This window comes from Salisaeta longa DSM 21114 (genome assembly GCF_000419585.1).
Taxonomy (GTDB): domain Bacteria; phylum Bacteroidota; class Rhodothermia; order Rhodothermales; family Salinibacteraceae; genus Salisaeta; species Salisaeta longa.
The window spans coordinates 2,267,460-2,287,092 of the sequence record NZ_ATTH01000001.1 but is presented as its reverse complement, the minus strand read 5'-3'; the positions used below and the strand labels follow the sequence as shown (position 1 = coordinate 2,287,092).

Sequence of the window (19,633 nt, the reverse complement as noted above, 5' to 3'; positions counted from 1 at the left end):
GGCGCCCGGTGGCTAGCGGGAGGCAACCGCCTCGCGTTTTGCACGCAGGCGCTTCATCAGAAAGTCGTAGCTGCGTTTGCGTATCATGGTTTGGAACGAGCGCGCATAGCCTTCGGCCGTGCTCACGCCATCCAGAATAATATCTTCGGCCCTCCACGTTCCATCGCTGCGGCGTAAGATGTAGTTGACGGGCGTGCGGGTGTTCTTGTACTCGGTGATGGTGCGCACAAAAGCGCTGTCGCCCACCACCTCGATCGTGTCGTAGGTAACCTTCGAGTTGTACACCTCCAGGTCGGCCAGCGACTGCGCCCGCACGATGTCGCGGAAGACGGCGACAAACTCATCCTGCTGCTTGGCGGACAGGTCGCTCCAGTACGGCCCCAAGGCTTGCTTGCCCATCGCGCGAAAGTCGATCACGCTGTTGATGAGCGTTTTGAGGCGCTCGCGTTGCGCCTCGGAAAAGTTCTTGGTGTCGCCCTCCAGGATGGCCTTGATTTGCTGGTCGCGCTCGGTCAGCATCTGGCGGATTTCGGCCGCGGCCCGCTCAGCCGATTGGGCGTGAACCATCGGCACGGCGCTTAGAAGAACGACGACAGCAAGCAACAACGTGCGAAAATGTCTCATGGCAAGAAGCAGTTTGTCAGAAAGCACAGGAGCGATGCAAGGCACCGTCCGTTACGGGTTGGGTTCAACAAGCATGCCGGACTTAGTGCGGTCGACGAGCACGCCGGTTGCTCGGTAAAGCCGCAGTACCGCGACGTTAAAGTCACGCACGGCCTGCCAGTAGCGTACCTCGGCGTCCAGATTGGCCTGCACGGCCTGTACCAAATTGTCCACATTGCCCACGCCCAGGTCGAAGTTGATCTGCTCGGTGCGCAGCCACTCTTTGGTGAGGTCGAGCGACGCTCTGCGCGATTTGAGAGCGGCCTGTGCGATGAGCAGCTTGCGAAAGGCTTCTTCTGTTTCAAACTTCACGAGCTGCCGGGCGCCATCGAGCTGGTACCGCACGGCGGCCAGCTGGGCCTGCGCCTGCTCGACGCGCGCTTCGGTCTGGAAGAAGTTCAGGTTTTGTTGGATGCCAATGCCGGTGCGCGTGCCCTGGCCCCGGTAGGGGTCGTTGATGTAGGCATTTTCCTGGCGGTAACGCCCGGGCGTGCCGCGGATGGTGTACGACGCTTGCAAGCCCAGTTTCGGATAGTAGTCGGAGCGGGCCACGGTTACCTGCGCCTTGCGGGCTTGAATGCCGGCTTGCGCCTGATTAATCTCGGGGCGGCGGCGCAGCGCCATCGTGATGTAGTGCTGCAGCGCGTCGGGGGCGATGGAGACGTTGAGCGGCTGCAGCGGGCCGGCAGCGGGGGCAAACGCCGTCGTGTCGGACAAAAAGAGCTGGCGTTGCAGGGCGGCGCGGGCGGTGGCTTGTTGCTCGCGAATTTCGACGACCCGCCGCTGGTATTCCTGCCGAAAGAGCTTGAGCTGGTACTCATCGGCAAGGTCTACGCTGGTGCTGCCGGCCTTAATGAGCCGCTGCATTTCGCGGGCCGCGCGGTCAATCACCGACTCCGTTTCGTTGGCGAGGCGCTGCAGCTCTTGCGTAAGCTGTAGGTCGTAATAGAGGCGGCCGGTGCGTAGGGCCACCTCCAGGGCTTTCCGCTCAACGGCGGCGGCGTCTACCTGCACGCCAAAGCGGGCCGCGCGGATGCTGCCGCTCAGCTCACCCCAGGTGTACAGCGGCTGTGTCGCCTTCACCTCCAGCTGGTTGAACGGTCGAAGCGCGCCCAGCGTCCAGTCGTTATCCACCTCGGGGTTCAGGTACAGCTGGTCGAGCGGCTGCGTGTTGCCAGGGGGAATGTCGAGCCCGGGCGCGAACGAGTGGGCCGTGTTCAGGGAGAACTCGGTGAGGAAGCGGCTGGCGCGTGCCTCTCCGTAGCGGGCGGCGGCGCGGCGGCGCTGGGCTTCCTCCACGCCCACCTCGGGGCTTCGGTTGAGCGTGCGCGCAATGGTTTCTTCAAGCGACAGGCGCACCGTGTCGGGGGCCGCGTGTTCGTTGAAGGCATGCGCCCGCGACGAACGTCCACTACTGGCGAGCAGGACAAAACCAACCAAGCAGGCAAGCAAAAGGCGCATAACGCAGGGCAGCAAGCGGTGAAACGAACGAAGGAGCGGCACCCAAGGGCATCGCATGGCCGTACACATCGTAGCGGTAGACGCGCCCAAACGCCAACACGTAACAACTTTGCGTGGCCCTGCGCATAGGAAGTTTGTGTGCATCTGTCGGATTACAGCAAGCGCTGGATGAACAACCGCCCCGAAAAGCTAGGCCACGTCCTTGGCGACCTCATCGACCGGATGGGCCTGCGCGACGGCCTAAACGAAGGCCGCGTGCTAAACGCGTGGGAGCAAGTGACCGACGCGCGCATTCGCGCCGTCACGCAGCGGCTGTGGATGAAGAACGACACGCTCTACGTCAAGATTTCGTCGGCGGCGTGGCGGCAAGAGCTGCACTGGCAGCGGCGCACCTGGCGCACGCGCATCAACGAGCATCTGGGCGAGGCGCTGGTGGGGGAGATTCAGTTTCGCTAGGGATCGTTTGTTCGTTGGGGGCCGCCTGGGGCGGCGCGGCCGAGGGCCGTCGCGGGTCGAGTTGAAACAGCGCCACGAGCGCGTCAAACAGCGCGGGGCGCGCATCCGCGAGGATGTCGGGGCGCTCCACGAAGACCTCCACGGCCACGGCAAACAGCTCAGACGGCGCGGTGCCCGCGTACGAACGAAGCGGCGAGCGGCCGCGGCGCACGGCCCGCAGCTCGCGCTTTACGAGAGCCTGCCACGCCTCCACCGAAGCCGCAGCAACAAGCGTGGGCACGCCATCGGCGCCGTGGCCGGTAAGGTCGAACAGGTGCGCTAGCTCATGCAGCACGACGTTGTCGCCGTCGTGAGGGTTGGCCCAGGCGCGGGCTACGGCCGGGGCGCTCATCAGCAAAGGGCCTTGCGCATGGGCCATGCCGTCGTAGTCGGCGTACGGACCCTCGGCGTAGGCATCGTCGAAGCGATCGGGGTAGAACAAGATCGTGCGCGTGCCGGGCATCTCCCAGGTGGGGCGCCCGTGCACAAGCAGGGCGATGCCGGCAGCCACCGCCCACCGGTGCGCATCGGTCACGTGGGCCGCGCCCACCGCCTCGAAGGTGTATTCCGCAAGGACAAACCGCATGTCGCGCACAAAGCGTTCGCGCCCGGCCGCATCCAACCGTCCGTAGAAGGGAACGTGCGCCTCCAACCAGCGGATGAGGGCGGCCGGCGGCGACTGGCGGGTGAGCTGCCAGCGCCGCACGGCCGAGCGGCTTGCCCAGGCGCTGCCCACAAGGCCCAGTGCTCCACCGATGAGAAGGGGCCACGGACGTGCACCGGGCGCGGCCATCCATCCAATAGCCGCGGCGCCACCGGCGGCGCTCCACACCACGAGCAGGCGCAATGCAAGAGAAAGCGGGCGAACGATGCGCATGGCTATGTTCCCTCCGCGGCGTCGCGGCGCCGCACGCCCACGACGGCATAGGCGCCCGAGGCGCGGCGGCGCAGGTACACGTACGTGTGGCCGTGGCCCGGGGTGCGCAGCGTGACCTGCAGGAAGGGGGCGCGGGCGTCGGGCGGTAGGGCTACGGAGGTGTCGTGCACGGTGCCCCCGCCCAGCCGCTCGCCGCGCTGGCCGCTCGCGTTGTTGAACACATGCCAGTTGTAGAGGCGGCGGAGGGCGTCGGGGCGTAGCCCGTAGCGCGCCGGCAGGTCCGCAAAGTGGAGCGTGTCGCGCCGCACAACGAACCGGTCGAGGCCGCCGGCGAATCGCAGGTGCGTGGCCCCAATGCGGTTGCGCCGCGCCAGTAGGGTGCGGGTGATGGCGTTGGCGGCTACCGGGTTGCTATAGTGCGCAGCAGCCACCGCGCCTTCAATCGCTTCTTGCGAGAGGGCACGAATGCGGGCCGCCGCCCAAAAAGCATCGGCAGAATCGCACCGCAAAAACGCCGGGTTCGGGACGCGTGGTTTCCAGGCGCGCGGGTCAAAAAAGGAAGACGAGAACCGCCCCACGGCCGGATGCGGCGACAACGGCTCGCGCGTCCAGGGGGTTGCCGCGAGTCCTAGCGTGGCGGCGCGGCGCAGCACCGGTCCAACTTCCAGCAGATACTCGTGGCCCACCCATGCCGGCTTGGGCCCCTGCCCGCTGCTCCCCAGCGCCGACGTGAAGTCGTACAGGTAGTGCAGCACAAACTGTCGTTGGTCGCGCACCGTGACGACATCGCGGGTGGCAGCGCCTTGCAGGCCGGCATGGTGCAGCCACGCCGCCACGACCCGCAGGCCGCGCAGCTCGCGGCGCGCTTCGTGCGGGAAGACGTCGTTGCCATCGTAGGGGCGCGTGCCAAAAAAGCGAAACGGCCCAATGCGGCGTTCCGCATGCGGCAGGTGGGCGGCCACCGCGCGGTACGTGCCATCGTCGTTGCGCTGCGCAGCGCTAAGCACACGGTTGACCTCGTTCGTCGGGGCATCGGCCTCCAGGTCGGCGGCGCGGAGCGCAACAAGGAAGTGCGTGGGTACCCGGTAGCCCAAGGCGTGGTACAGGCGCTGCGCCACCATGGCCGCCCCTGTTACAAGCTCCGGATGGCCGCGCGGGTCGAGCCACAGTCGGTAGCGGCGCCCGCTCACGTCGCGCACGTCCAGCCAAAGCGCCGCGCCGGTGCTGTTGGCATCGAGCACCGTCCAGGGCGGACGGCCGGGCGGACGTCCGCTGCGCGGCCCCATGCGTACCGCAGCGCGTGGCCGCGGGCGGTGCCGGGCGTTCACGAACCACGACGACGTGGGCACCGCACCCACCGTGTTGATGTTGCGCGCCGGCCCTTCGTAGTCGCCCGGATCACGAAAGGTGTTGACGACAAAGTCGTAGGCGGCCGAGGGCGTAGTGGGCGTCGGGAGGGGCATGTCCAGCCGGTCAGGGTCGGTCCAGAGCGGGTCATCCGGAAGAAAGACCTGGGCCTGCGCGGCGCTGCTTCCGGCAAGCAGAAGGCCCGCAGCCACGACGCGCAACGCAGCCCTCCACCACCACGCAACCGACCGAGTACCCATAACATGCATCACGCAAAAACGAAGGCTCCGAGACGGCTACAGCAACGATCCGAAGGCCAGATACGTGGTAACACCGCTTGCACTGCCGGCTACTTCAAAGCGGGCAAGCACTCGCTGGTTCGATCGCACACGAAAGCCGATGCCGTAGCCCACGTGGGCCTCCAAAGGCGCGATACGGCGAAAGCGGTTAAACGTATGGCCGACGTCGGCAAATACGGCCATGTCGAGCCAGTGCCATACCTGGCACCGAAATTCGGCGTTGATGAGCATCACATTTTGGTCGCGGAAGCGTGCGCCCCCAAAGCCGCGCACGGAGCGCGCGCCGCCCAGCACGGGCATCAGGTAGAACGGAACGCGCCCGTGGGTGAGCTCGGCATAGTGCCGCAGCACAAAGGCATGCGCGGTGCCCCGCCGAACAGGGACGTACCACTGCACGTCTGCCGTGGCGCGTGCAAAGCTAAACTGCCCCTGCACATCCTGATGGTAGGAGGCAGTGGCAGCAGCAAAGAGGCCGTCGGTGGCGCTTAGCGAGAGGCCGCGCAGGCGGTCGCCCGTAGGCGCAAACGCGCGGCCGTAGGTCCACACTTCGGGGATGTTGCGGCCGTCGTAGGCCACAAACCCCCCGGCTGTGGCATAGTCGACGTCGGCTTGCTGTCCGGGCAGGGGGGTCGTAAAGGCCGTGTCAAGCTGAGCGTACCCGTCGCGGCGCCCGGGGCCGTAGCGGTACGTTTGGTACGAGGCATGCAGCCCGCTCAGCAGCCGGGGCGTCAGGTAGCGCCCAATGAGGCCGCCCATCAGGCCTTCGTTCAGGCGAAAGGCGGCCGGCTCATCCACGCGCGTTTCCATCGGGTACACCAGCTCGCCGGGTTGGTGGCGGTAGCGCGCAAACGCGTAGCGGATGTACGGCGGGCGCTCTTCGCCGAGGACAGCTTCGGCGCCGTAGTACCCGCGGAGGCTGGCCAGCGCCTGCACGTTGGCATAGCGGCCGCTGCCCAGGGCAAGGGGTGGGGCATACCACAGGCCGCCGGTGAACCCTGCACCGCTGCCCAAGCCGCCAAACACCGGCTTTATGCCGTAGAGGTCGAGGGCCGCAATGTCGATGACGAGCTGGTCGGGGGTGATGAAGCTGCGGTTGCGCGCTACGAACTGGGCTGCGTCTTCGACCCACGTATCGCTCGGAGGCTGCATGATGCCGGCCTTGGCAAGGCGCTGGGCACGCCAGTGGGCCGCGCGGGTTGAATCGGCCCGGCCGCTGTCGGCGCGCAGCCACCACGACTGCGCCGTGGCACGAGGCGCACCGGCGCTCCACAGCATCAGGACAACCGCAAAGCCAAGGATTCGCATGGGTACGGGGGCAGGCGTTGGAAAAACCAGTGGCCTAACGGGAACGTGCGGGCGGCGATTCGTGAACCGAACAGTGCGCGGCCTGCGCGAGGCGCGGACGCGGGACGCACGAACACACAGGCAACGACCGCTGGTAGGCAAACCCCTGTGGCCATGTCAGGTGCAAGCGGGAATAGAACCTGTCTTGATGTTGCATCAGACGGCGCGCGCGAGCAACGATGACGCGAACATCGGACGACGGGCGCGGTTCGCAGTGAAGCTACAAGCCAAGGCCGGGGGCGATGTGTAGCCCATCAGGGCCGCGCGCAGCCCGGAGGCACGAATTAAAACAGGTTTGCAATCTTAATTTTTCAAGTGTGCGGAACTATTGTGTTCGCAGGCTGCGTTGGTTCAGTCTGCAATAGTCGTAGCACAGCGTGCGCACAAAGCCGTGCGTAGCGGGTATTGCTTCGATCATCTTTTTTGACCACAGAAGAGCGAGCGGTATGCCACAGCATCAATCAGCCATCAAGCGCATGCGCCAGAATGAGAAGCGGCGCCAGCGCAACAAGTCGCAAAAGAGCGCCGTCCGGACCAAGATGAAGAAGTTGCGGGCTACGGAGGACTACGAGGCAGCCAAGGCGCTTCTCCCGGAAGTAAAGAGCGGCCTTGACCGGTTGGCAAGCAAAGGGATCATCCACAAAAATAAGGCAGCGAACTACAAGAGCAAGCTTGAAAAGCACGTGCAGTCGTTGGCGTAAGAAGTTGTGCGCCGGGGCTTGTGGGCGACGCGCGTAGCACATACACATTTTTTACAGTGCGCGCGTAGATTATTTTGCGATTGCCCGCTGTGCTTTGCATTATTCGGTCTGTATGGTCCTTGCACCGGAATGTACGTAATCGCTGATGCGCCAGATGGGAGGCTGGTTGCAACGGCATACGCGGTACAAGCTATCGAAGTGGACGTCTCCGGTGAATCCTCACCTGTTGGGGCTTGCGTGTTGATGATAGATTCCGTTTCTTAACGGACACTGGTGACACGCCAAGCTTAAACGCCGCACCGGTTTCTGGTTTGCGACATCGGTTTACACGATCTCGACGCAGCGCAACACAATCATCATGGATACACAAACTTCTATGCGAACATCCAAACGGTTTACGCTCTGGCTCCCGCTGCTGCTTGTGGTGGGTGGCCTTTTCCTTTCTGGTTGTGGTAAAACAGCCCCCACGGTAGACTCCATGTCCGGCCCTGATCAGCTGCAGACGGGCGAGTCGGGCACTTTCGAGGCCAGCATCAATGCCGAGGCCGACAAGCCGCTTACCTACCAGTGGAACTTTGGGGATGGTGAGACGGGCTCTGGGCTGCTGACGACCCATACATTCCAGCGCGCAGGACAGTACCAGGTTACGTTTACCGCGAGCAACGAGGCCGGTAGCGACACCGATACGCTGACGGTGATGGTGGAGCGCCCCCCGCAGCCCGCGAGCATCGCAAGCATCAACGCCCAGCCGAACCCCGTGGATGAGGGCGAGTCGGTGCGCTTCACGAGCAACGTGCGCGGCGACACGCCCCTCACGTACAACTGGTCGTTCGGCGATGGCGCCACAGGATCGGGCGCTAGCGTGACGCACACCTACAGCGACCCGGGCGAGTATACCGTCGAGCTGCAGGCGTCGAACAACGCCGGCTCGGACTCGCGCACGCTCAGCGTTACGGTTGAGCCGGCGCTGCCGCCCATCTGCACGAGCATCACCGAGTTCAATCCGGTGTTCTTCAGCTACAACTCCAGCACGCTCACCGATGAAGCCCAGAGCGCCCTGCAGGAGAACCTCGATGTGCTGAACCAGTGCTCGAACCTGAGCGCCCGTGTGGAAGGCTTCGCGGCACCCGGCGAGCGTAGCCCGCAAGAGCTGTCGGCTGACCGTGCCCGCGCGGTGGCTCAGTTCTACACGGAGAATGGCGTCCCCGGCGCCCGCGTCATGGCCGAAGGCCAAGGCGAAGTGGAAGGCCAAACCAGCAAGAAGGGCGGCACGCGTCAGTTCCGCCGTGCCGACTCGATCCCGGTGCGTCAGTAAGCACCTGAAGACATAGCGGTTTTGCACGACGGGGCGGCCTTCGGGTCGCCTCGTTTTTTTGTTGGGTACAGCCAGCCCAGGGCTGCGGCGGACGGCTCAAGTCCAGGCGCAGGATTGCGCTTTCGGGTCGCCTCAGCTACCGATGAAGCAGGGCCTGGGGCGTACGGCAGTACGAACCGCGGCGCTACAGCGCTGGAGATGCGCGCCTGTCGATGGCGGCGAGGCGTCGTTTGAACTTCCCGCACAGGATTGTACCGAGTCCGGCGCAATGGCTTTCCCCACGGGTGCACGTACGCGCTGTCGCCGCAAACCGGCGGGGGCGATGGGCGTGTGCGCGGGCCGCCCAGGCGAACGCAGACATTAAAACGCCCCGACGGGGATTAGCCCGTCGGGGCGTTTAAAGACCTGCACTTGATCGGCGTGTGTGCCAATCGTTCGGATTAAGAAGAGGCCTGTACGATGTTGGGCGCGTTCGTGGGCGCAGCGTCGTGCGCATGGTCATGATCGTGATCGTGACCGGCGTGGTCGTGATGCGCGTGGCGATCCTCCATCGCTTCCTGGAAAGCCTCCAGATCCATCTCATCTACGTCCATCTGTTCCAGCAGGTGGTCGTACACCTTGCGGCTCATCACCTGCGATTGCACGCGCTCCATCATGCGCGGCATCTGGCTGTACACGCGGCGCATCTGCTCGACCGACGACGCATCGCCCCCGGCCTGTTCAATCAAGAACGCGTCGATGTCGTCATCGGTGACTTCGAGGTCGGACGTAGCAATGACGTGGTTGCGGAGGAGCATCCAGCGCCCCTGCTGCTCGGCATCGCTGCGGTTTTGCTGGCGGAAGTGCGTCTCGTCGAAGTCGTCGGGCAGGTCGCCGTCGTTTTGCTGACGCACCTGGTCGACAAAGGAGTCGAGCACCGATTCTATGAGCGAGTTGGGAACCGGCACCTGGTGGCGGTCCAGCATCTGCTCCACGATCTCCTGCTCCACAAGCTCGCGGCTTCGCTGCGTATATGCGTTTTGCAGCCGGTCGTGGATTTCTTCGCGCAGTTCCTCGGGGTCTTCGAGGTCGCCGTCGGTAACTTCGCGCACCACGGCTTCATCGAAGGGCGGTAGCTCGCGGCGCTTCACATCGTTGATGGTGACGTCGTACACGTGCTGCTCGCCTTCATCGCTGGGGAGCTCCACGCGCACCGTGTCGCCGGCCTGATGCCCCAAAAGCTCATCGCGCAGCGCGTCCATCAACCAGTCGTCGTCCAAAAAGAACGTGAGCCCCTCTTCCTTCTCGCCGATGATGGGCGTGTTGGTCGACGGATCGACCCGCTGAAGGTCAACATCCACGTAGTCCTCAGGACCGATCTCGGCATCTTCGGCCGGCACGAGGTCGGCCTGATCGCGCAAGATCTGGTCGATCTCGTCCTGCACATCCGCATCGCTCACCGTATGGTCGAGCATCGGGATGGTGACCTGCGAAAGATCGGCCAGCTCAATGTCGGGCTCAACGCCAAAGCGCACGGTCGCTTCCAGGTCGCCCTCAAAGTCGTAATCGAGCGACATAATCTCGGGGCGCCCCAGCGGCTCAATATCCTCGTGCTCCTCCTCCATGGTCGACGCAAACGTCTGGCTTACAAACCGCTGCGCGACCTCGAAACCAATGGATTCGCCGTATTTCTTCTTTACAATCTGCATGGGGACTTTGCCCTGGCGAAAGCCGGGCAGGTCCATTTGCTTGCGTTGCTTGCGCAGCGCGTCGTTGAGTTGGTCGGACAGGTCGTCGGCCGTGGCCCGTACCGTCAGTTCGTATTCTACGGGGCTGACTTGATTCAGCGTCGTTTCCATATGGAGGGCAGTTGTGTCATCACAGTCTTATTGGCGCCGTAAGGCATAAACGATGAATGCGCGAGCGTCTCAAAAGATCACGCGTTGCCTGCGATGCGCCATAGACTGCACCAAGGGCGGGTGAAAACATCCACCGCTCACGCTATTTTCATTGATGTTTTTCGGTCCGGCCGACCTTAACCGATGGTTCATTCGTTACCGCCTGTGCGTTTTTCCTCTCCACTCAATCCGCTGGCCTGTGCTTGATCGTATTCGTAACCGGGCGCGCGATGCCTTTGAGACCATCGTGGCGCTCCGCCGCCAGATCCACCGCAACCCCGAGCTGGCGCTGGAAGAAACGCAGACGGCCGCCTTGGTCGCCGAGACACTGCGCCCGTTGGGGCTGTACGTGCAAACGGGGATCTATGAAACTGGCGTCGTAGCCTCGCTGGATGGCCTGAAGCCGGGCCCGACGCTGTTGCTGCGGGCCGACATGGACGCGCTGCCCATTTCCGAAGCGACCGGCTTGCCCTTTGCCTCGGAGACGGCGGGCGTGATGCATGCCTGCGGTCACGACGCCCACACCGCCTCGCTGCTGGGCACGGCCATCGTCTTGTCGGAGCTCAAGGAGCACATCCACGGGCGGATTCGGTTTTGCTTTCAGCCCAGCGAAGAGCGCATCCCCGGCGGGGCGAAGTTCATGATTGAGCAGGGCGTGCTGGAGGGCCGCGGCATGGGATCGGCCGTTGACACCGTGTTTGGGCAGCACGTAGCGCCCGATCTGCCCACCGGCGCGATTGGCGTGCGCAGCGGCGCCTACATGGCGTCGGCCGATGAGCTACACATCACCATCCACGGCGCGGGCGGCCACGCAGCAGCGCCGCACACGCTGTCGGCCGATGCCACGTACGTGGCGGCCCAGGTGGTAACGGCACTGCAGAGCATTGCCAGCCGGCACAGTCCGCCCGGCACGCCCACCATCCTGTCGGTGGGCAAGCTGATGGCGGAGGGGGCCACCAACGTGATTCCGGAGCACGCGCGGCTGGAAGGTACCTTCCGCACGATGGACGAAGACTGGCGCTTTCGGGCGCACGACCTGATCCGCCGCGTGGTGACGCACACCGCCGAGGCCCACGGCGCTACCGCCGATGTGGAGGTGCGGGTGGGCTATCCGTCGCTGCACAACGATCCCGAGACGTCGGCGCTGGTAAAGCAGGCGGCTGAAGACTATGTGGGTGCCGGGCAGACGGTTGACCTCGACCGGTGGTACGCGGGCGAGGACTTTGCCTATTTCCTGCAGGAGCGTCCAGGCACCTTTTATCGCCTGGGCACGGGCAACGAGGAGGCCCAAAGTACGCACGGCTTGCATACGCCCCAGTTTACCGTCGACGAAGAGGCGCTGCGCGTGGGGGCGGGCTTCATGGCCTACCTGGCCTGGCGCTACGGCAACGAACATTCGTCCTAACGCACCCCTGACCACCACCCGCGTATGTCTCGCTGGTTGCTTTCTTGGCAAGAACGCCTCGCGCGCTGGCTGCCCCGCGCCGGCAAGGAGTGGTACGAGGGGATGTTTTGGTGGGGGCTGCGCTGGCTGCGGCCGTCGCACTTTCGCAACGACCACTTTGCGCCGCTTTTTACCACGCATTTTGGGCTGACGCCCGCGTTTTATGAAGGCAAACGCCTGTTGGATGTGGGCTGCGGGCCGCTGGGAAGCCTTGAGTGGGCGCCGCAGGCCGCCGCGCGCGTCGGGGTCGACCCGCTCGCCGACACATACCGCACGCTGGGCACCACGCAGCACGCCATGCGGTACGTGCAGGGCTATGCCGAGGCGCTGCCGTTTGCCGATGCCTCGTTCGACGTGGTCAGCTGCTTCAACGCGCTCGATCATGTTGACGACCTGGCTGCCACCATCGCCGAGATGGGCCGTGTAACGGCGCTGGGCGGCCATCTGCTGCTCATCACCGATGTCGGGCATCGCCCAACGCCTACCGAGCCGCAAGCCTTTGGGTGGCGCGTTGTGGAGCGGTTTCGCCCGTGGTTCGATCCGGTGCGCGTGCAACACCTCGAAAAGGACGGATGGAAGATTTACAGCAGCGTGCGGCGCGGGCGGCCGTTCGACCACGACGACCTGTCCGAACGCTACGGCATCCTCACGGCTCACTTCCGGCGCCATGACTCCTGAACGCCTCCATACCGACGACGCGCTGCTCGTGATTAACAAGCCGCCGGGCATGCTCTCGCAGGCCGACCGCACCGGCGACCTCGACGTGCTCACCTGGGGCAAGCGTGCGCTCGATGCGTCGTACCTCGGGCTCGTCCACCGGCTCGACCGGCCCGCATCGGGCGTGATGGTGCTAGCACGCACGCGTCCCGCGGCCCGCCAGTTAACCCGGCAGTTTCGTGAGCGCACGTCCGAAAAGCGCTACCTGGTGCTGGTGGAAGGCACCCTCACAGGCATTGGGCGCTACGCCGACGTCATTGCCAAAATAGACCAGCAGCCGCAGCTCGTAGCGCCCGACCATCCGGAGGGCAAAGCCGCCGAGCTGTCGTGGGTGGCCCTGGCGGCCGCGCACGGGGTAACGCTGGTGCAGGTGACGCTGCACACCGGGCGGCCGCATCAGATCCGTTTACAGTTTGCAACGCGCGGATACCCCGTGCTGGGCGATGGGCGCTACGGCGCCACACGCCCCTTTGGCGGACGCACCATCGCCCTGCATCATGCCCTGTTGCGCGTGGAGCATCCGACGACCGAGCGGCTCTGCAGCTTCACCGCGCCGGTGCCCAATCGCTGGGAAGCCGCCCTGCGCCCCGACCACCAAGCGGCCCTCGCGCGGCTGGCCTGGTTCTCGTAACCCTACGTAGCGTAAGCGCTTAGGCGTTCTTGTTGCATCTTCACGCGTTGCTCATTATACTGCAAGTGCTCTGGGCGTGGCATGCCGAATAAAACGTCATCCAAGAGACGATACACCTATCATCCATAAGATGATGATGGCGTCCCCGGCATTGCCCATCTCGTAGAACCTGCTCTTGTATTGCGTGTCGGTGCGTGTTTGCAGCGTCATTGTAGCGTAACGGTTGCCGTAGGGTGGCCTCTTTGGAGCACACACGCCTGGGCATTTATTGTCCGCCTCAACTGGATTCCGTTGGAGCCATGCGTTTCCTTCTGCCGCTCCTCATACCTGCAGGCTGCACGATCGCGCTCTTTTTCGTACCGGCGCACGCCACCCTGTTGGCGTATGCCGCCATGGCGAGTCTCGTTACATACGGGGCGTGCCTGGTGACATGGCGCCCCCTCATGCGGGCACCGCTTCTCGAAAGGGACGCGCCTGATGTGGCGGACGCCCCCGCACCCGACGCGCGCGCCGCGGCTGTCTCAGAGCCCGTGCAAGCGCCCTCCGATGCACCGAAAACCCCGGCGGCAGCAAGGCCAAGCACGGGGCGCTACGTGCTGTGGGGCGGACTGCTCCTCATCAATGCTGGCGTGGCCGGATGGATGGTGTACAGCCTGATTGCCGTGTTTCAAGCACCCGACACCGCGGCGGCCTGGATGCTGCAGTTCTTCGTCTCGCTCTTTGCGCTGGTGCTCCTGGCGGTGGCCGCGGTAGCCACGAAGCCGGAGGCCGAGGCGTCCCACGCCGACGATGCACACGCGGCCGCCGATGCAGCGGGTGACGACGCGTCGCCGGAGTCCACAGCAACCACAGAGCCTCCACCAACTGCGGCGGATACAGAAGCGCCTAGCTATCCCGCCCCTGCAGCAGCGGATGAACGGGGCCCCGATTGGACGGCCCCGTGGGCCCGCGAAGACGGTGAACCACAAGGGCGCGATCGGCCGCAGCGCTCCATCGATGACTTGTCGGACGACGAACTTGGGTCGCTTTGGGGCTTCCCGAAAGCTGGTGCGGCCTCTGATGATCACCCGGCCGAATCCTCCGCGGATGGACGCTCCGCAGCCACCGACGCGGCGATCATGGAGCGGGCCACCAAGGCCGCGCAGCGGGCCTCCGAAAAACAGCAGCAGAAGAAGCAAAAAGAAGAAACAACCGCCGAGGACGAACGGGACGACGGATGGGCCCCCGGCGACTGGCCCGACTTCAACTACGACGTGTAGGCGACGCCTGTTTGGTAGGAGCGATTGCATGATGGGGCGGACGCCGAATGTCCACCGGGCACAGGCACGTTTCATATCGTGAAGGCACCTCCGATTCACGTATTCGATGCCTTCTACCTATGTTTTGTCCATCTGTCCGCCGCGCATCCCGCAAAGTACTCCTCATTGTTGGCAGCGCGTTGCTTTTCCTAACGGGCTGCGGGGGCGCACGTCACGTCGCGTATCATTCCACAGCAGAAATTAGCTACCAGACAGCCGCCACTAAGACGCAGCTCTACCTGGTGGGAAGCGATGATGCAAATGCCCTCCAACGCAACTACGTGGTTTTTGCTGCTTCCGACCGTGGCGGTACGCCGTATGTGTTGCTCACGCCACGCACGTCGCGAGGAGCGGGGGCAACATATTCGTTTAACGACGCCGTAATCGTGCGGGGCGTCCCGCTCCACCGGCCCGCGCTCGATACGCTCATTCAGACGCTCACGTATGTGCATCAGCAGTGGGCACCGACGCCAAAGGCGACGCGCGGTGTGCTTGCGGAAATGATCCATGCGCCCGTCACAGATATCGAACCGGACGGTCCAACAGTAACCACGTGGACACCTGCTCTCCGCTTTACGTTTTCCCATACGCCAAAGGGACCAACAGCACGGATGATTTTGGGCAATGCCCCTAAACAGAGGTTGCAGTACCTCGTCTCATTTGACGAGCGTGAGGAAATCGCCGATTTCCGAAAGGTGCTCATGCAGGCGCGAAAAAAGGTTAACGCCCTGGAAGCAAGGGGCAGCGTGCGCTGAGCACTGCATGAGAACCCCAGAACATGAGATCGTAGACAACGCTAACTGTTGTAGCGGTTCATGGCTGCCTCCATGCCGTCGCGCACAAAGAGCAGCGCCGCGTTGGCGGCGTCAATCAGCACCTCCTGCATGGTGTCTGCCTGCTGCGCAGTAAACGGTGACAGCACGTATTCGGCCTGCGCACCGTCGGCGTAATCGTTGCCGATGCCAATGCGCAACCGCGGATAGTCGGTGGTGCCAAGCTGCGCAGCAATGTCGGCGAGGCCATTGTGTCCGCCGCTGCTGCCGCCGGGGCGCAGGCGCAGCTGTCCCACATCGAGATGCAGGTCATCCACAATGACGAGCAGGTCCGACACGTCGAGGTCGTAAGCGGCACAGAGCGGCTGCACCGCGTGGCCGCTGCGGTTCATGTAGGTTTGCGGCAGGGCGACGCCTGTCTGGGTGCCTTCGTGCACGCCCCAGCCCACAAGGGCCTGGTGCTCGCGGCGCGCCGAGGCATCGAGGCGGTGAAGAAGCATCTGCGCGACGCGAAAGCCCACGTTGTGGCGGGTGTCTTTGTACTCGGGGCCGGGATTGCCGAGGCCCACAATCAGTCGTTTGTCGTTTGCCATAGCAGGGGAAAAGGCGAAAGAAAAAGCCGTGCGGCGTGCAGGCACCGGGCTACGCAGTCACCCAGATGGTTTTGGCGTTCACAAATTCGTGGATGCCGTGATGCGAGAGCTCGCGCCCGTAGCCGCTGTTCTTAATGCCGCCAAACGGCACCCGCGGGTCGCTCTTGGTCATTGCATTGACGAAGGCGCAGCCGCACGCAAGCCGCCGGGCAACGGATTGCCCTTTCGAAAGGTCCTCGGTAAAGACGGCTCCGCCCAGTCCAAAGTCGGTTGCGTTGGCGAGCGCCACGGCGTGGTCGAGGTCGCGGGCGGTGGTGAACGCGGCCACCGGACCGAACAGCTCTTCGTCGAAGGCGACGGTGCCGGGTTCCACTTCTGCAAGCACCGTGGGTGCGTAGTAAAAGCCGGTGCGATGCAGCGGGTGGCCGCCGGTAAGGGCGAGGGCGCCGTCGCCAATGGCGCGTTCCACCTGGTCATGCAGCTGGTCGCGCAGGTCGGCGCGGGCCATCGGGCCGAGGTCTACGGCATCGGTTGGGTCGCCAACGGACAGGTCCTCGACCGCAGCAACGAAGCGGTCGCGGAAGGTATCCGCTACGGGTTCTTCCACAATGAACCGTTTGGCCGCAATGCAGCTTTGTCCGTTGTTTTGCATGCGCGCTTGCACGGCCACGTCGAGGGCGCGGTCGAGGTCGGCATCGGCGCATACAATGAACGGATCGGAGCCGCCGAGCTCCAGCACCGTGGGCTTGAGGTGCTGTCCGGCCTGCTGGGCCACGGCGCGCCCGGCGCCCACGCTGCCGGTGAGGGTCACGCCGCGCACGCGATCGTCGGCGATGATATCGGCCGTCGTGTCGGTGTCTACGCGCAGGTGTTGCAGCTCGTGCGCATCGAAGCCCGCGTCGCGCACCACCGCCTCGATGGCTTCGGCGCAGCCCATCACGTTGGGCGCGTGCTTCAGCACGATGCTGTTGCCCGCCATGAGCGCCGGGGCGCCAAAACGAAAGAGCTGCCAGAACGGAAAATTCCACGGCATGATGGCCAGGAGGGGGCCCAGGGGTTCGTACGCCACAAAACTTTCGGTAGCATCGGTGGCCACCGGCTCGTCGGACAGGAAGTCGGCGGCGTGTTCGGCGTAGTAGCGGCACACCCAGGCGCACTTTTCCACCTCGCCGGTGGCCTGGTCGAGCGGCTTGCCCATTTCGCGGGTCATGAGGCGGCCGTACGTGTCGGCGCGCTCCTCTAGCAGATCGGCTACGCGCCGCATCCGCCTAGCGCGCGCCGCAAACGAGCGTTCGCGCTGCACGGCGTGGGCGGCCACCGCGCGGTCGAGGGCCTGCTCCACCGCATCGGGTGTGTGGGCCGCGTAGCGGGCAATTTCTTCTTCGGTCGCAGGGTTGACAGACGTGAAGGCCATGGCGGCAGCAGCGGGTTGGGAGGCGTGGGCGAATGGACATGATCTCACGGGTCACACGGAGCGCAGGATCCGTCAGGCCGCGACGCACACGCTCGTTAAGCTATTGACCGGCCCGATGGGTGTGGGGCACCGGTTCGTCGGATCCATCAGAATGGTGGGGAGAGGGCGCGGTGGGGAGCAAGATAATAGCTTGTGTGCCCTTACCCGGGGTAGACTTAAGGCGTAGCGTGCCGCCATGCGCGTTGACAATCTGCTGCACCAACGAGAGCCCAAGCCCGCTGCCCTCTGCAACCTGGGCGGCGCCGTCGCCACGGTAGAAGCGACTGGTGGCCGCTTTGCACTCTTCCGCGGTCATGCCAACACCGGTGTCTGTGCATGTGAAGCGCGCCTGCCCGTCCGTCGTGTAGTCTACCGTCACCACCACATCGCCCCCGGGGGTGTACTTGATGGCATTGTCAATGATATTTCGGACTGCCTTATGAAGCAAATTGGGCAGTCCTTTCGTCCAGACGGGTGTACTAGTTTGCACGGTAAGCGAGAGGCCTTTCTCGATTGCCGCGTCTTGGAGAGCCTCTATTTCATCGCCAACGAGGGCTGAGAGGTTGACCGGGCTTATGTCCACAAGGGCGTCTCGGTCAAGGCGCGTAAGCGTGAGGAGCGCGCGAAGGGTATCGATGAGAACGCTCAGCTTGCGTTCAAGAAGGCGGAGCGTCTCGCGGTACCGCTCGGGGTCGCGTTCGCGGCGCAGCGCCAGCTCAACGTGGCCCTGTAAGGCTGTAAGCGGGGTTTGTAGCTCATGGGCCGCGTTAGCGGTAAACGCTTGCAAGGCAGCTACATGGTCTCCGATGCGGTTGAGGAGTGCGTTAAAGGCACGTCCGAGGGTGGCAGTCTCGCGGTCGGCTGAGGGAGGGACCACCACGCGCTCGTTCAAGTCGGTTGTGGTGACGGACTGTGCAACTGCGGTGATGGACTGAAGCGGTTCTAAGACGCGTCGGGCAGACCATTTGACAAGGGCCAGCAGGCCCAGCGAGAGGACAATCCAGAGCCCAAGCAACACTCCCGCAAATGTCCAGAGGAGGGACCGGTGCTCCGGCACGTGGCGCGCAATCTGTACAAAGCCCACCCGTGTGCCCGAGGCAGTCCGAAGCGAACGCGTGCGATAGTAGAGCGCCTGGCCACTCACCGTAAATATATGAATCGACGGCCAGAAGCTCTCCGGATGAATAGGTAGGCGCCGGCGAGGAAATGATCCCGACAGCGAGTCGATATTGGCCGACTGACGTATGAGGCGGCCATCGGTAGAAAACACTTGTACAAAAATCGGATCCACCCGGTTAATGGCAAGGCGATGGTGTGCCTCGTTCCACGCATACCCAGACACGTCGAGGGTATCGTGCACGCCAATGATAGTCCGCATTTCGCCGATCTCCGTCTCCAACGCCTCGACGGCATTCCGGTGCACGGCCAGGTAGGCCCCGGTCCACGCGATCAGGGCTAGTACCCCAAGCGCTAGCACAAGGGCCGGGCCAAACTGCACCAGGAGGCGCCGCTGAAACGAGGGGCGCTCCCCTGTTGACTCGTCCGAAGAGGCACCAAACGGAAGGAGGGAACCGGTCATCGGTCGTTGGGGGCCGGGGGAGAGGATTCGGAAGGCAGTTGCTGGGAGGAGGCTTCATCGGCGCAGGGAGCGTACCGATAGCCGACCCCTCGCACGGTCTCGATAGGCGGCTTGCAGCCGACCGCCTCTAACTTTCGGCGCACGTAATTGACGTACACGTCGATCAAGTTGGTGCCCCGGTCGAAGGCATGCCCCCACACCTCTTGGTGGATCGTATCGCGGCTCAAGGCCCGCCCCGAACGCGCCATCAGGTAGGCGAGCAGATCAAATTCCGTTGGTGTAACATCCACGCGTTGGCCCTTGTAGGTGCAGGTGCGAGCGGCCGGGTCAATCACGAGCGGGCCGTCTTTGAGCATACCGGATTCCTGTGGTCGGTTCGTCCGCCGCAGGAGGGCTTCGATACGCGCGACTAGTTCGTCGAAAGCAAACGGCTTGGGAAGGTAGTCGTCGGCACCTGCCCGTAGCCCGCGCACTCGATCTTCGACCGCATCCAGGGCCGTGAGCATGAGTACTGGAAGCGCGGGGCGATGCAGACGCATGCGCTCGCACACTTCCAACCCCGAAAGGTCCGGCAGGCGAACGTCGAGCAAGACGAGATCGAAGGTCGATTGGCGGATGTATTCCAGCGCGCGCTGCCCCGTTTCCACCCAGTTCACCTTATAGCCTTCTTCCGACAGACCTTGTTGGACAAAAGAAGCCACGTCGGGCTCATCTTCAACAAGAAGTAGGTGATGTTCGCTTGGGTGTATCATGAGCACGTAGCAAT

18 protein-coding genes are annotated in these 19,633 nt (G+C 64.1%); 8 read left to right on the top strand and 10 right to left on the bottom strand.

What is annotated here, in order from left to right; genetic code table 11:
* Positions 1-12 precede the first annotated feature (12 nt).
* Complete coding sequence (locus tag SALLO_RS0109480) at positions 13-624, bottom strand: MlaC/ttg2D family ABC transporter substrate-binding protein (RefSeq protein ID WP_028567100.1); 612 nt, start codon at positions 622-624, stop codon at positions 13-15.
* A 51-nt stretch (positions 625-675) separates the two neighbouring features.
* A complete protein-coding gene (locus SALLO_RS0109475) occupies positions 676-2,124 on the bottom strand; it encodes a TolC family protein (RefSeq protein WP_022836070.1) in 1,449 nt (482 codons plus the stop codon).
* 138 nt (positions 2,125-2,262) lie between these two features.
* Between SALLO_RS0109475 and SALLO_RS0109470 the strand changes: the two genes are divergently transcribed.
* On the top strand, positions 2,263-2,580 hold the full coding sequence (locus tag SALLO_RS0109470; protein ID WP_228702800.1) for a DUF721 domain-containing protein: 318 nt from the start codon (positions 2,263-2,265) through the stop codon (positions 2,578-2,580).
* Here SALLO_RS0109470 and SALLO_RS16405 read toward each other — a convergent pair.
* From SALLO_RS16405 to SALLO_RS0109455, 3 genes are read right to left on the bottom strand one after another with little or no spacing between them, the layout of a single operon-like run.
* Positions 2,531-3,496, bottom strand: a complete 966-nt coding sequence (locus SALLO_RS16405; RefSeq protein ID WP_022836068.1) for a zinc-dependent peptidase — start codon at positions 3,494-3,496, stop codon at positions 2,531-2,533. The two genes, SALLO_RS0109470 and SALLO_RS16405, sit on opposite strands and share 50 nt — an antisense overlap.
* Positions 3,497-3,498: 2 nt before the next feature.
* Positions 3,499-5,103, bottom strand: coding sequence for a hypothetical protein (locus SALLO_RS16400; RefSeq protein ID WP_157621376.1), 1,605 nt, complete (start codon positions 5,101-5,103; stop codon positions 3,499-3,501).
* Between the two features lie 36 nt (positions 5,104-5,139).
* Positions 5,140-6,447 (bottom strand): BamA/TamA family outer membrane protein, encoded by a 1,308-nt coding sequence (locus SALLO_RS0109455; protein ID WP_040605750.1) that lies wholly within the window; start codon positions 6,445-6,447, stop codon positions 5,140-5,142.
* Positions 6,448-6,932: 485 nt separating this feature from the next.
* Between SALLO_RS0109455 and rpsT the strand changes: the two genes are divergently transcribed.
* On the top strand, positions 6,933-7,187 hold the full coding sequence (rpsT, locus tag SALLO_RS0109450) for a 30S ribosomal protein S20 (protein WP_022836065.1): 255 nt from the start codon (positions 6,933-6,935) through the stop codon (positions 7,185-7,187).
* Between the two features lie 358 nt (positions 7,188-7,545).
* Positions 7,546-8,502, top strand: a complete 957-nt coding sequence (locus SALLO_RS0109445) for a PKD domain-containing protein (protein ID WP_157621374.1) — start codon at positions 7,546-7,548, stop codon at positions 8,500-8,502.
* A 440-nt stretch (positions 8,503-8,942) separates the two neighbouring features.
* On the opposite strand, the gene tig is transcribed toward SALLO_RS0109445, so the two are convergent.
* On the bottom strand, positions 8,943-10,340 hold the full coding sequence (gene tig / locus SALLO_RS16395) for a trigger factor (RefSeq protein ID WP_022836063.1): 1,398 nt from the start codon (positions 10,338-10,340) through the stop codon (positions 8,943-8,945).
* Positions 10,341-10,578: 238 nt separating this feature from the next.
* Here tig and SALLO_RS0109435 point away from each other — a divergent pair, with 238 nt between their 5' ends.
* From SALLO_RS0109435 to SALLO_RS18440, 5 genes are all read left to right on the top strand, one after another.
* Positions 10,579-11,784 (top strand): M20 metallopeptidase family protein, encoded by a 1,206-nt coding sequence (locus SALLO_RS0109435; protein ID WP_028567098.1) that lies wholly within the window; start codon positions 10,579-10,581, stop codon positions 11,782-11,784.
* Positions 11,785-11,808: 24 nt separating this feature from the next.
* On the top strand, positions 11,809-12,501 hold the full coding sequence (locus SALLO_RS17815; RefSeq protein ID WP_022836061.1) for a class I SAM-dependent methyltransferase: 693 nt from the start codon (positions 11,809-11,811) through the stop codon (positions 12,499-12,501).
* Complete coding sequence (locus SALLO_RS0109425) at positions 12,491-13,171, top strand: RluA family pseudouridine synthase (RefSeq protein ID WP_022836060.1); 681 nt, start codon at positions 12,491-12,493, stop codon at positions 13,169-13,171. Before SALLO_RS17815 ends, SALLO_RS0109425 begins: the two co-directional genes overlap by 11 nt.
* A 443-nt stretch (positions 13,172-13,614) precedes the next feature.
* Positions 13,615-14,430 carry a hypothetical protein gene (locus SALLO_RS0109415; RefSeq protein WP_169577913.1) on the top strand — a complete coding sequence of 272 codons (816 nt, stop codon included), beginning with the start codon at positions 13,615-13,617 and terminating at the stop codon, positions 14,428-14,430.
* A gap of 119 nt (positions 14,431-14,549) precedes the next feature.
* Positions 14,550-15,224 (top strand): hypothetical protein, encoded by a 675-nt coding sequence (locus SALLO_RS18440; protein WP_022836057.1) that lies wholly within the window; start codon positions 14,550-14,552, stop codon positions 15,222-15,224.
* Between the two features lie 41 nt (positions 15,225-15,265).
* On the opposite strand, the gene pth is transcribed toward SALLO_RS18440, so the two are convergent.
* From pth to SALLO_RS0109390, 4 genes are all read right to left on the bottom strand, one after another.
* Complete coding sequence (gene pth, locus SALLO_RS0109405; RefSeq protein ID WP_022836056.1) at positions 15,266-15,835, bottom strand: aminoacyl-tRNA hydrolase; 570 nt, start codon at positions 15,833-15,835, stop codon at positions 15,266-15,268.
* A gap of 49 nt (positions 15,836-15,884) precedes the next feature.
* Positions 15,885-17,249 carry an NAD-dependent succinate-semialdehyde dehydrogenase gene (locus SALLO_RS0109400; protein WP_022836055.1) on the bottom strand — a complete coding sequence of 455 codons (1,365 nt, stop codon included), beginning with the start codon at positions 17,247-17,249 and terminating at the stop codon, positions 15,885-15,887.
* Positions 17,250-17,349: 100 nt separating this feature from the next.
* Positions 17,350-18,867 carry a sensor histidine kinase gene (locus tag SALLO_RS16385; RefSeq protein WP_022836054.1) on the bottom strand — a complete coding sequence of 506 codons (1,518 nt, stop codon included), beginning with the start codon at positions 18,865-18,867 and terminating at the stop codon, positions 17,350-17,352.
* Positions 18,864-19,619 (bottom strand): response regulator transcription factor, encoded by a 756-nt coding sequence (locus SALLO_RS0109390; protein WP_040605749.1) that lies wholly within the window; start codon positions 19,617-19,619, stop codon positions 18,864-18,866. The genes SALLO_RS16385 and SALLO_RS0109390 overlap by 4 nt, the downstream gene beginning before the upstream one ends.
* Positions 19,620-19,633 lie beyond the last annotated feature (14 nt).